General features: G+C 55.3%; 14 protein-coding genes. 3 read left to right on the forward strand and 11 right to left on the reverse strand.

Annotation, left to right across the window (positions count from 1 at the left end; all coding sequences use genetic code 11):
- A partial coding sequence (locus AB7C91_RS11125; RefSeq protein ID WP_428591432.1) for an amidoligase family protein occupies positions 1-547 on the reverse strand: 547 nt, incomplete at its 3' end.
- Positions 548-779: 232 nt separating this feature from the next.
- On the opposite strand from AB7C91_RS11125, the gene AB7C91_RS11130 reads away from it, so the two are divergent.
- On the forward strand, positions 780-1,274 hold the full coding sequence (locus AB7C91_RS11130) for a flavodoxin family protein (protein WP_428591435.1): 495 nt from the start codon (positions 780-782) through the stop codon (positions 1,272-1,274).
- A 31-nt stretch (positions 1,275-1,305) separates the two neighbouring features.
- On the opposite strand, the gene AB7C91_RS11135 is transcribed toward AB7C91_RS11130, so the two are convergent.
- The 6 genes from AB7C91_RS11135 to AB7C91_RS11160 all read right to left on the reverse strand — a co-directional run bounded on the left by AB7C91_RS11135 (position 1,306) and on the right by AB7C91_RS11160 (position 7,315).
- Positions 1,306-1,545 carry a DUF4314 domain-containing protein gene (locus AB7C91_RS11135; protein ID WP_428591438.1) on the reverse strand — a complete coding sequence of 80 codons (240 nt, stop codon included), beginning with the start codon at positions 1,543-1,545 and terminating at the stop codon, positions 1,306-1,308.
- A 119-nt stretch (positions 1,546-1,664) separates the two neighbouring features.
- On the reverse strand, positions 1,665-2,219 hold the full coding sequence (locus AB7C91_RS11140; RefSeq protein WP_428591441.1) for a P27 family phage terminase small subunit: 555 nt from the start codon (positions 2,217-2,219) through the stop codon (positions 1,665-1,667).
- Positions 2,220-2,338: 119 nt separating this feature from the next.
- Positions 2,339-2,914: a DUF7666 domain-containing protein gene (locus AB7C91_RS11145; RefSeq protein ID WP_428591444.1), complete on the reverse strand. Its 576-nt coding sequence runs from the start codon at positions 2,912-2,914 to the stop codon at positions 2,339-2,341.
- Between the two features lie 54 nt (positions 2,915-2,968).
- On the reverse strand, positions 2,969-3,502 hold the full coding sequence (locus tag AB7C91_RS11150) for a DUF7666 domain-containing protein (RefSeq protein WP_428591447.1): 534 nt from the start codon (positions 3,500-3,502) through the stop codon (positions 2,969-2,971).
- Positions 3,503-3,945: 443 nt separating this feature from the next.
- Positions 3,946-6,945, reverse strand: a complete 3,000-nt coding sequence (locus tag AB7C91_RS11155; protein ID WP_428591450.1) for a DUF927 domain-containing protein — start codon at positions 6,943-6,945, stop codon at positions 3,946-3,948.
- Positions 6,932-7,315 carry a hypothetical protein gene (locus AB7C91_RS11160; RefSeq protein WP_428591453.1) on the reverse strand — a complete coding sequence of 128 codons (384 nt, stop codon included), beginning with the start codon at positions 7,313-7,315 and terminating at the stop codon, positions 6,932-6,934. Before AB7C91_RS11160 ends, AB7C91_RS11155 begins: the two co-directional genes overlap by 14 nt.
- Before the next feature lie 298 nt (positions 7,316-7,613).
- On the opposite strand from AB7C91_RS11160, the gene AB7C91_RS11165 reads away from it, so the two are divergent.
- Positions 7,614-8,909, forward strand: a complete 1,296-nt coding sequence (locus tag AB7C91_RS11165; RefSeq protein ID WP_428591457.1) for a DUF6076 domain-containing protein — start codon at positions 7,614-7,616, stop codon at positions 8,907-8,909.
- A 924-nt stretch (positions 8,910-9,833) separates the two neighbouring features.
- Complete coding sequence (locus AB7C91_RS11170; protein ID WP_428591460.1) at positions 9,834-10,052, forward strand: hypothetical protein; 219 nt, start codon at positions 9,834-9,836, stop codon at positions 10,050-10,052.
- 590 nt (positions 10,053-10,642) lie between these two features.
- On the opposite strand, the gene AB7C91_RS11175 is transcribed toward AB7C91_RS11170, so the two are convergent.
- From AB7C91_RS11175 to AB7C91_RS11190, 4 genes are all read right to left on the reverse strand, one after another.
- Positions 10,643-11,005 (reverse strand): hypothetical protein, encoded by a 363-nt coding sequence (locus tag AB7C91_RS11175; protein WP_428591463.1) that lies wholly within the window; start codon positions 11,003-11,005, stop codon positions 10,643-10,645.
- Between the two features lie 76 nt (positions 11,006-11,081).
- Positions 11,082-11,261, reverse strand: a complete 180-nt coding sequence (locus AB7C91_RS11180; RefSeq protein ID WP_428591466.1) for a hypothetical protein — start codon at positions 11,259-11,261, stop codon at positions 11,082-11,084.
- 100 nt (positions 11,262-11,361) lie between these two features.
- Positions 11,362-11,595 carry a single-stranded DNA-binding protein gene (locus tag AB7C91_RS11185; protein WP_428591468.1) on the reverse strand — a complete coding sequence of 78 codons (234 nt, stop codon included), beginning with the start codon at positions 11,593-11,595 and terminating at the stop codon, positions 11,362-11,364.
- Between the two features lie 97 nt (positions 11,596-11,692).
- Complete coding sequence (locus AB7C91_RS11190) at positions 11,693-12,310, reverse strand: helix-turn-helix domain-containing protein (RefSeq protein WP_428591471.1); 618 nt, start codon at positions 12,308-12,310, stop codon at positions 11,693-11,695.
- Positions 12,311-12,393 lie beyond the last annotated feature (83 nt).

Consider the following 12,393-nt stretch of genomic DNA (forward strand, 5'->3'; position numbering starts at 1 on the left):
TCTCCTCGATCTCGGCAAAGGTGGTCGGCTTCCTGCGGTTCATGGTGGCCACAAGCTGCCCGTCCATCTTCCTGCAGTAGTGGGAGCGGTTGGCCTCGATGCCGAGGGCCTTGTAGAAGAGGTCGTCTCGTGCGTAGATGATGTTCACGAAGTTGCGGATCGAGCGGGGTGTGTGGTCCCCTCCGTCGAGGTGGATGTGGATGCCGCAGGAGTTGTTGGTGAAGGCCCCTGCCTTGCGCAGCGCCCTGATGACCTCCTGCAGTCTCCCGATGTCACCCTCGTAGGTGAGGATCGGGCTGACCAGCTCGACGCTGTAGAGCCGTGAGGCGCTTTCCCTTGTTCCGCCTCTCCTGGTCTCGCACCGGATCGAGCCGTCCATCGTGAACTTCCAGATCCTGCCGTCCGCCTCCCTGAGCTCGTAGGTGTCACAGCAGGAGCCGCTGTAGTTCAGCTCCCCGCCGAGCACCGCCAGGGCGGCCTGTGCAGCGTCCCTGCGCGTAAGCCCCGTCATCTCGATCTCGATCCCGAAGTGTGCCGTCTTGTCCATCGTCTGCCTCCCTTTGGTGTGCTTTTCTTCGTACTGTAGTAATCACTCAAGGGGGGATATATAGCAAGTGTATATATCAAGATAAGATACACTATTTCTACAGTAGGAAAGTCTTCGCCAAATCCGAGCCGACAGCCCCCCTGTCCGTCGTCCTTGGCGAAAAATTTCCTGCTGTTTTCCTTCGCAGTACCATCGCAAGCCGTGGTAATATGGATCCATAAGGAGCATGCACATGGACAAGACGGCTGTGGTCTACTATTCGCTGGACGGGCATACCCACCTCGTCGCCACAAAGATCAGCGAACGATTGGATTGCCCTGCGATACGTTTGCGGTTGCAAAAGGAATTCTCGAATGCAAACACGTTTCCCAAGTATTTCCGGGCGGGCAAAAGCTCGGTCTTCCGCGATAAGCCGGCCTTGGTTACATCGAACTTGGATCTGGAAGCGTATGACACCTTCGTCATCGCAACACCCGTATGGGCCGGGAATCTCAGCTCCCCCGTGCGTTCTTTCCTTTCCAGCCATTCGTTCGATGGCAAGCAGGTGTTCCTGGTCGCCACGAATAACGGAGGCTCGTTCAAGAGGTGCTTCGCCACCATGCGGAAGCTGTTGCCGACTGCCTCCGTCGCAGGGGAGATCTGCTTCGTGAAGATCACCGAAGAGAACTATCCTTCACATCGGAGGCGGCTTGAGGAGTTCTGCGAGAATATCCTGGCGAAGCAGTAGCATTGTGTCGCTGGTGTGTCTTTCGACGCCGTCATGAAATCTTGGAGGTCCAGCTTCTTGACCATATCGATGATCGGCACCACCCCCAAAGTCGAGCCGGTTTCCCCTGCGGTGTGGATGGTTCCCGCGGCGCAACGTGGACCATCGTCCCCTTGGTACCCTTTGGCACAGCGTGCCAGCCATCCATGCTGACCAACTCGACCAGACACCCCTGTGGGTACCGGCGCCTGAGAACAGCAAGCCGTTTCCTGCCCATCCCATCCATATACATCCTCCTGCTTTGGAAGCATTGACCGCTCGGCCCCGCTCGAACAGCAAGTCCCCCGCTTCCCCCGATGCCACACACACCTGGTTCATGCGGAAAAGATCGGGAGAAAAACAGAGCAAAGATCACTTCCAGGGCTTTTGGGTGAGCAGTCGCTCCATCATGTCGTCGCGGGGATCGTTGCTCTGGATCGTCCTGGTGCAGTTCTCCTTCACGATCTGGTAGATGTGGTACCAGCTCTGGTTGATCTGCTTCATGAAGGACTGGGCCATGGCGACATACGGACTGGGGATCGCAGCCCCGGTTGTCGGATGCTTTGCCAGAAAGCCGAACTGGCTGATGGCCATCTCGCACTGGATCCAGCGGGCCACCGACATGGCGTACTCATCGAGCATCCGAGTCGATATCAGCTCCTCGCACCCGAGTTTCTTCAGCCACAGGTAGGTCTCGTTGAACACCTCCTCGGCGCACAGGTCCAGGCCGCTGCGCTGGGCTTCCTTCATGAATTCCTTCACCGGGGGCATGTCGGAGCCCTCGAGATCCGAGGCATCCCTGCCCAGATCCAGCATCTTCAGTTTCCTGCCCCCGGGATTGCCGTTGGCAATCTTCTCGGCGAGCGCCTTGGGTTTGCGGCCGGCGCCGATCTGGGCACCGCCGCGGTTCGTTCCGTCCTTGGCCATCAGAGGCCTCCTTCATCTGTTGTATCGAGGGGGCTATACCCCCGTTCGAATTCGCTGTTTTTTCGCGTGTGGGGAGCCGCACGCTATAAGGCTCTTGCCTCCCAGAGATTTGCACCCCCCTAGGGGCCCCCCACCCCGGCACCACCTGCTGACGGTTGCGCCAGCGTTTCTGCGCATTGTAGCTTTTGCATGGCTACCACCCTCCTATAGTGATATTTGTACACAATCATGTGATGCTTTTTGGGAAGCAATGCCAAATGCTGCTCTATCGTAAAATCGTGACGTGTCGCAAGAATCTCGCGGACTGCAAATTCTCCGCGCAAGCAGTTTCCGTACTGCGCCATCACCTCGAACGGAGGCTTCAGGCGATTGGCGAGCCACCACGGGCAGTTTTCCTCGAGAAGCAGGCGGCACACCTCGTCACGGGAGAGTTCCCTCACTATCCTGATAGCATCGGTGGCATGGCTTGTCACCGCAACAAACTGGTGATGGTACCGCTTGTGCGTCCTTCCCAACGGCTCGACGATGCAGAATCGTGTGTCTTCCTTGGGATAGAAGCATAATGCCGTGGTCGCCTTGTCGCCATAATGGAACCATGTCACCGGATTGTCGGCCTTGGTCGTGTAGGTCCTTCCCACCTCGAACTGGAAGCTCTCGCACCCCCTCAGATCTTTGTCGAATGCCTTGATGAACATATCTTCTCTACCTCCTGGTCATCTGTGATTCCTTCAGCCTGCTGCCTAATAGGATCACGAGCCGGCGCGCTGTTGGTGCTGCTTGACAATGGCCATCGTCATGTCGTGGTAGCGGGCCCTCGCATGGTATTTCTTGGGAAGCAGCGCATATTTCTGCTCGAGGGTGAAATCGTCACGATCCTTGATGATTTCCCTGATCACCCACTTGCCGCGTATGCGGTTGCCATACTGCGCCATCACCTCGAAGGGCGGCATCAGGCAGTTGGTGAGCCACCACGGGCAATTCTCCTCCAGCAGCATGGCGTATACCTCGTCGCAGCCCAGCTCCCTGACGATCTTGAGTGAGTTGCTGCTATGGGCGGTGATGCGGATGCAGTCCCGTTGACGCATCTTGTAGATCTTGCCCAGCGGCTGCACCTCACAGAAGCGCGAGTCCGGCTTGTGATAGAAGCACAGCGTCGTGCTCGCCTTGTCCCCGTAGTTGAACCAATCCCAGGGGTGTTCCTGTTCCGTGGTGTAGGTTTCCCCCACCGCAAACTGAAACCCTCCATATCCTTTCAAATCCTTGTCGAATGCCTTGATGAACATACTGTGTCTGTCTCCTGTTGATGTGTGTGTTGATTAGTCCGTGCCCCGAGGCGTAACGTAAAAGGCCTCCCCAGCGGTACCATCGGGTGTTACCTGCCTGGAAAGGCCTTTGTTGGGGGATGGATCGGATGGCGTGCCGAGCCGGGCTGAAACCGCACGGGCTTTGCCACCGAAGCCCTGACCGCCCAAATCCCCAAAAAGGTAACCTTGAAAAACTGGTATGCTACCACAACGTTACCTTATCCATGTAATTCTATTGAAAGCAATTATACTGATGGTATCCTATAGGTAACATAAGTAACGTAGAATCGATATGCTCGTATAGGGAAATAACAATAGTATACTCCCACCCGCCAATTCCCACCTGCGGCGTGGCGTGTGGCACCCCTCATGTTTTTTTTCTCCTATAGCATGGGTATATGTGAAAAAACGGTGTTACTTCGTTACCCACCCACCTGATGGCGTCCAAAGAAGCTCTCTTCCTCGTCCAGGAATTCCGAACAATCATCCTCGACGGCCCCCACCATGATGTTGGCACACACCACGCGGTTGTTCATGCCGTTTATCTTCTTCTGCAGTTGGTGCGTGGTGCCCTTTTTCGATCCGTCCTGGAACAGCTTCAGATGACCCCGGTCCACAAAGCCCCTGACGCACTTTGCATACGAGTATCCGGCCTTCTCCATGGCCTCCCTGAGGATGTTGATGGTGATGTACACCCCATCCTTTTCCAGTTTCCCATACCGCGGGGTCGAATGGGCCTTGAAACAGTTGCGGTTGGAAGCCACCCACCCCTGTACAAAACTCCACGCCCGCTCGGTGCTGTCCTCCTTCTCCTGCTCCTTCACATTCACCAGCACGGCAACCCCTACGTCGATCACCTCCCTGATGATCGTCTCGATCGAGACCGCCGCATCACTGAAGATGCATTCGCTGACATACCTGTCCGCCAGGCACATGGCCGCGATGCTGTCCAGGTGCACCCCTGCTTCACCCAGATCCTTCGCATCGAAGGCCTCTTTGAGATGAGTGCGCATATCATGGTAGTCAGATTCCAGTTTTCCCTTCTGAGAGAGCATGTGGTCGATCACATACCTGATGTAGATCCTTCCGGCGAATCCATAATTGGCCTCAGAGACCTGGTGCACCAGGCGACCGAACTCGGGATCGTCGATCGGGGCCCCGTAGAGCTCGATCGCGCGGCTGATCACCCCGTCCATGGAGTTCTCGTTGCTCAGCGGCTCCTCTCCGGTGGTCATGATGCTGTTTCGCCAGGTTGCAGTCTCCTGCAATCCTCCGTTTTTCATGCCCCGGGTCTTGCCCTGACCGTTTCCCAACTGGTAGACCGCCATCGCGGGGGTGAGATTCCGTGCCATCTGCTGCAATTCATCGATTCCCAGCGGCAGGTGCTTGAGCATGCCAGCCCGCCGCTCCAGGCCGACAGCGGTACTGTTGAAATTGCCGATCATCTTCATCGGATCCCCCCAGAAGGAGAGTGCGAACTTCAAGGCAGCGGTCTTGCCGCTACGCGAGGAGAACCAGCTGTGCAGGATGAAGATCCTCAGCTTCAGCGGCTCCAGCAGCACCGAGGCCGCCGCAGCGTTCAGCATCGCCCGGGAGATGGGATTCTCCCTGAGCTTCAACGCCGTCTGTTTCCATACGTCATAGTCACCTTGCTCGCCGATCGCCTTGATCAGGTCCTGGTCGGCATCCTCGAAGACGATCTGTCCTTGGTAATGGCAGGGATAGAATTCCTTGAAGCCGGAGAGCCACCCTATGCGGCCCAGGCTGCGCGATACCGGGATCACCTCCTGGTTGGCAACCTCGAAGGCATTGAGGTATCGTACCATTCCTTCATGGTTGTCCGAAGTCACCGGCAGTCCGGTATCCGCGTACTTGACCAGCGAGTTCTTGTTCAGCAGCTCGGAGCGCTGTGCGACCAGATGCTTGATGCGGCCACTACGTAAGAATGCGAGCTCCATGCGCTCACAGCCGGTATCGACATTCTCCATGATGCGCGTGATCACGACCGGACGACTGCACAGCACTCCACTCAGGGTTTCGCCATCCTCCTTATGGAACGACCGCACACCCCCTTCCATGCTCACATGGTAGCTCGGAGGATCCATCATCCCGCCAAGGTCCAGGCCATCAAGAGCGATCTCGTTGGGTTCATCGATGAAATCATCCTCGGCACTCGCTTGGTATAGGCGTTCCCTGGTCTGCCTGACCGCCCGCTCGATATCGCGCAGGCCAAATCCGGCTTTCTTCAGCTTCACCTTCAGATAGGCGTACTCGGTGGGATACCGGTCCTTGGCGATCGCAAGCAACTCCATATTGTCTTCCTCAAGCAACTGCGCCGGATCCAGCTTCTCTTGCATAAGCAGGCTCTGGATCCGATCGAACGCGGTGGGAAGGACGAATACGATGGGAGCCTTGACGCCGCAGCCGCCTTCGGGACACGCCGCACCGAGTGTGCGAAAATGATCGCAGGTGCACGGCTTCCGGCTCCTTTGGGCATGGGCGATCTTGCGCCCGGTCTCCTCGAACGAATACCCGCTGTAGCCGCGGCTGAACTCATGGCACGCCTCCACCCCGTCCGATGCCAGGCAGAGGTTGTCGATCGATGCTTTCCACAGCGGCTCGGTCTGTTTCTCGGGGTGCTCCATCAGATCCCTGATGACCATACACCCTTCATGGATGCGCGAGGCCTCCAGCGCCTCGGGATATTCCTTGTCGCCATTCTGCACCACTGGCGAGGCCGCAGGAGCGTCCTTGGTTTCCGGGAACATCAGATACGGCTGCAGCTCCTCCATGGTGTACAAGTGGCCGCCCATCTCCTGGATCCCGCAGCGCACCGGGTGCTCACTGTCCTTGAGGTTCATCGTGCCGGGAAATCGCAGCATCCTGGCAAGGTCGCTGCAATTGTCGATCTTCCAGCCGCGCAGGGAGGCCTTGGAACCCACATACCGGAAAAATGCCTGCTGCACCTCGATCGCCCGTTTCCTGGACGCGTCATCGGTGATGTACATCGGTGCCGCGAGGATGTAGATGAGGTGCACCCCGTGTCCGGTGAAGATGATCACCGTCGGAGGGGGCAGCACCCCGTTGACGAAGGCCTTGATCTCATCCAGTGTCGCCGGGAGCTCGCGCTGTGCGTGGGCGGCCAGGCTCACCAGGTCGATGTCGGTATGGAAGGCCATCATGGCCGTCACCTGCTCGTTCGAACCCCGTGCGGTGCTCTCCAACGGCAAATCGGTCGGAGCGCAGCTGTAGAAGGTGTTGTGCTGTTCTCCCAGCCTCAGTGCCTTCTCTACGAACGCATCCAGGTCCCCCCGCTTGAATCGCTTGCTGCGACAGCGTTTCCCGACGAACCAGGAAAGGGTGAGGTGTGCATCGGGCGGGAGCGGGCCGTACAGGAGCTTGAAATACTCAAGAGGTTCCATAGGCATATGCCTCCTTCATGAAGGTTCCCGAGCGGACCTCATCATCGTTCACCTCGATGCCGTACTCGGTGCAGAAGCGCTGGTAGCGTTTCTTGATCGCATCAGCCGAGAGGCGGTTGGGATACTCGCCCGCGATATCGCGCCACGAGCGGTGGAAGAAATGCCGCCACCTGAGCAGGGCACGGAACTCCGCATCCTGCACCATTTCCAGCTCATCCTCCGCCCGGTCGATGATCGTCTCGCAGCGCTCGATCATCCACTCGATCCTTCGCCTCAATGCTTCGCGCCTGATCGCACTGCCTGCGGTCGGATCGCCGTGGGTTCCCCCACCCATGCGCATGCCCATGGGAGACGGTGACCCGCGTCCCACGCACCCCTCGAGCTCGTCCTGCAGGGACCTGAGTTCCATCTTGGCCGTCCAGACCGACCTGCAATACTGTAGGTTCATGTGCGGGCCCTCCTTGTTAATGTCGTGAGTTGTGTATAGATTTTTCAGCTTACGACTTTACTATAGCAGGACCGGAATATCGGGTCAATAGTTAAAAGTACCGTTTTTATATTTATCGCTCTCGACATTCGATTTTTCTTGACAGGCCCCGCAATGCGCGCTACATTCGGGACAGGGAGGAATGGTTCTCCCGTTTGCATTTGTATGGGAGGAGAAGGCCATGCTGCTGATCAGGCCGCAACAGACGGGATACTCGGCTTGTACGCCCTACGGGGATGTGGTGCTTCAAAGCGGCGACCACCAGGAGCTCTTCGATTTTGTCGAGGCCGACCTCGCTCCGTTCCAACAGGCCTTCACCTCCTTCTTCGAAAGCAGGATCGACAAGGCCACTGCTGAATGCATCGGCGAAGGAATCCAGTCTGCCATGGCCGACGGGCTGCAGGAACGGGCGCGCGAGATGCATCCCCTGCTGGGTAACGACTCGTACCTGGACAGCCTGTCCACCATGCTCCTCGATTACCTGAACGCATTGCTGATCCACCGCCGCATCGAGCTGACCAGGGAGCAGTACCGTAAGGCAGCCACACACCTGACGGATCCCATCTTCCATCACGGCATCGCCCGAGGGCGCATCAAACCGCGGGAGGAGCTGCTTGAAGCCCAATACCGCATCTATGAGAAGCGTGATACGAAAGCCCTGATTGGAGGCCATGTGCACCTGGTGCGCCTGCAGAAGCAGCTCAGGCTCTGGCTGTACTGGATCCTGGATGCCTCTGCATCACGCTTTTCCAAGATGACCATAGACGAGCGCTGCCGCCTGTACCGCCGGGTCTTCAACCCAGGCGGCATCTCAAGCGACCTGGTCTTCACCGAGCACTTCTCATGGAGCAGACCCCGCCGCGGGATCCTCTCTCTCGGTACCTACGTCCAGCGACCCGGGGACATCCTCAGCTGGCAAGAGGAGAGCGAGGAGAAGAAGGAATTCGCACAGGCCTTCAGGGAACTCGATGGGGATGCCATCGAGTTGGATGGCGAGCTGGACCGATACCTGAAGGGAGAGATCGAGAAGGCCGAAGCAAGTGATGAGGTTGCGCTGTTCAGCGAATACGAGGTGCACGACTTTGCGCACCTGCTGGCCCTCGAGGTGCGCCTGATGGCGGGCGAGAGCACTTCGGTCAAACGCTGCCGGCACTGCGGCCGCTACTTCCTGGCGGAGAAGTCCACCATCGAGTATTGCAGCCGCACCGCAGTGGGTGAGAGCGCTCCCTGCGACGTGATCGGACCCAGGCAATCATTCTCCAGGCTGATGGAAGAAGATGCCGCCCTGAAGGCCTACAACGCCGCCTACAAGACCTTCTATGCCCGCCAGAGACGGGGCACGATGAGCGAGGCCGGGTTCTCAGCCTGGCGCGATGAGGCCAAGCGGCGCCTGCAGGAGGTGCGTGAAGGCGATTGTCCGCTCGAGGAGTACACCGCCTGGCTCAAGCAGGACGTGCGCAAGTGGACGGCCAACTGAATACATTCGACGAGGCCCTTCATGGACCGTTCACGCGACTTCTTGTCTGGATCATGGTGGTGCAGGTCGTGAAGCTCTGTTCCTAAAACCCTCTATAGGCTACTTTTTCTCTAAAAAATCCCCTAATGCGAAGTTCTCTATATGACTTTCCCGACCTGCACACTGTGGCAATGTGCAGGTCAATGCAGGTCGATTCCAGAAATAGTAGAGAGGAACACCGCGCCAAGGCGAACCGTCTACCACACCAACCATTGCACGCTTCATATATACGGTTGCCGGGAAAGCTCACGTTGGTTGATGCGTGGATTCATTTTTGTCAGCGGGTGTATCCTTGGTTCCAAGGTATCATCATGAGACTTTGGAACCTTGGGAGGCCTCATCATTGCAGTAGCTGCTTCATGCAAAGGTACAACTGGTTCTGAACATAGCTCCTTCATCGGGTGACGGTCGATTTCGAAGAATATACCAAAACCATGGGACAACCCACTCCACCATGGAACGAAGGAACGAGCGGAACCATGACTTCCTATATATGTATACGTGTGTGTACGCGCTCCTGTACTCACTCATCATCCTCCCATTCCACCTAGAGTCCCATAGGGGGGATTCTTGTTCCATCGTTCCATAATCACCAGAACCGGCATCCGGCATGGCTATTTTGCTGATATCGGATGGAACCAACTTTGGAACGAGCAGGGAACGAATCGACGATTGTTCCGAACGCTGTACCCAGGGGCCGAAAAGCTCCTATACGCGTGTACATGCACATTCGGGCATGCCGCACCGGCATTCTCCCCATATATTCTTGGTATTGATGACAAATGATATTTCAGGAACCCAGGAACATATCCTCCGTAATTGTAGATTCGGCAACAGTTCATGTGATGTACCCGCTGCCTTTGCGGGAACATGGGAACAGCTGGTGTGTTGTTCCCGAGAGAGTCGCTAGTTCCCAAGAACCTCTTCGACTACCGGCGGGGTGAATACAAACTACAGTCCGTACAGTGCCAGGCGCTCCTTGGCCTCCTTGCGCATCCACCCGAGCTTGGGAAGGATCGCAATGATCCCGCTGGAGCCCCCTCGCCTGAGGATGGAGCATTCACGCTGATGGGTACAGCGCTCAACAAGGCCCTGACGACATGATACTCATGGAGGCGATACTTTAGCGCAAAATTGAGCAAAAGTGTTGCATCCAAGCCAATCGACGGATACGACATCGCCCCCTTGTGTGCACAAGCAACACAACTGAACAACTTTTTCCTTATATATGGTAACGCGGGTAGGCATTGGCTTATGGGATCCTCCTCTCTGGAAAAGCCATTCCGAATATAAGGGTAGAAGTTGTGTCGTGAACGCCACTTGTGTACACCCGCAGCGGGGACAGTCTGGACAGACAGGACAGTACGCCCTATACCTATACAGGTATATGCGCGTATACGGGTGCTCGTGTTGCTTCCATCCCTCTTCTATCAGAAATACTCATGTTATATGAGTTCTTGTCCCACTGTCCCAAAGCCTTGCGTATGTATTGTGATGGCATGAGTTGCATCTTGGGACAGTATTGGGACACTCTCTTAACATCGGCTGTCCCAGGTGCGGGGTTATCCCGCCTGATGTGATGAGAAAGGCGAACTGAAGCATGTATTGAGTTACTCAAATTTGAGTAAAAGTCCCCTATGATGGTCTAAGCAAGAAAATTGGCCTCAACGTGGGTGGCTTCCACCCTGATCTGATCAGACTCCCACTCGCTCAGAGGGCAGCCATTCATAGACATTGACGACTTCCTTGCTCTTGCGGAATTGCCGGACATCACTATCGAGGACATCGAGCAGGATCCATCCAAGGTCCTTTCCCGCCATTCCTGCCGGGTCGTCAGCATCGTTATCCGTATGCCATTGATGCAAGACCATCAATGGGGTTGTGCTCCATAGGCTGTCATATGCACCGAACAGGTCGCGCGCCGAGAACTTTGATCCCTGGTCGGCAACATTGCAGTAGCAGTACACAGCTCCTTGTACGAAAGCCTTGATCTGATCCATGTGGGATTCTTCGATGATCGCTGTGGTTTTGCGTTTTTTGGGTGTAGGTGTTATCATGTATCTTACATTTCCCTCCATATGGTCGTGGTCAAGCATGTGGGTTAAACTTCCATTGCACGCTCAGACGTATTTCCTATACCAAATTGATGAGTTCTGCAACCCTTTCTTGAAATTTTGCAAGGAATCCATGCTTGTCAGCTAATCCAAGATATGTTGCCTCGAGCAACGTGAAGCCGTAATCTTCCTTTCGTGCGCCGGGGAACATCGCATCGAACGAGCGATCCGTACCTTTGGGAATCAATTCATTCAGCATATGATCCGGCGCAACGATACGTTCATTGCCTATTCTGATAGTCCGATACGCGATTGAAATCACCGGATCCAAATCATCAAACCAACCCAGGGTCCCGGATTCAATGCTTCTTATACCTCTGCTGCCCCGAGGCTCCTTTATCGGCAATGGACACATGGCAATCATGTGCGTTGATGTAGCTGAGGAACATGGAGCCCAGCATGAGTCGGTCTCCCTTGGGAATACGGTTCCACTCATACCCCTTGAACAGATCCTTCACCAGGAAGGTCTCCCCTTCCCATACATGCGAGGTCTCATCGACTGCGGTTTTCAACAAGGAATTCAGGTCGTCCATATGCTATTTCACTCCATTTCATATATCATTATAGTTCTTGTTTTTAATATTATTATTGTTCAGATTATTGATATTATAGGCCAAAAAATAAAGCACGTCAATCGTTTTCGCACTCCATCATCTCCCATACTTTCCTTCTGGCTTCGGGATGCTTTTTCAAGAAGCTGGTCATTCTCTGTCCACACGGATGATATTTCGCGTCCTCATCCCCGTGCAACAACCATTCAGTACCTATGCCGCAGGCGTCCTCTATCCTTTTTGCCATCCGCATTGTCAGTTTTCTTCTTTCGAACTCAACGGCCTCGATATTGGCTACCGAGATTCCTGTGAGTTTCGCAAATTCCTTCTGGTTAAGGTTAAGTTCCTTTCTCAAAGCCAACAGTCTTTCCTTGGTTGCTCCGATGCTGCTCAATGTCTTGAGGTCAGAAACCGAAGGACCCATGTCATTGTCCTTGCTTGGGAAATTAGCCAATTCTGGCCAAGATGTATCAAGATGGAATACCTTCCTGATGGTCTTGATCATCTCTTGGGTAACCTTACGCTCCCCCGCTTCTACTCGGCTAAGATGGACTCGAGAATATCCTGTCCTCATGGAGAACTCAGAGATGGAAAGAAGAAGATTTTGACGCAGAGTTGCTATAGCCTTGCCGACATCAATATTCGGATTTGCCTCTGCCCTTTCTGTTTTTTGGTCGGATTCTTCAGAAATATTCATTGACAAGAACTCCATCCCCTACTAATAATCGAATTAAGCTGCCCCATTTCTTATCTAAAGATTGGATATGCGCACCAAAGGAG

The sequence above is a fragment of the Sphaerochaeta sp. genome (assembly GCF_050256055.1).
In the GTDB taxonomy this organism is placed as follows: domain Bacteria; phylum Spirochaetota; class Spirochaetia; order Sphaerochaetales; family Sphaerochaetaceae; genus Sphaerochaeta.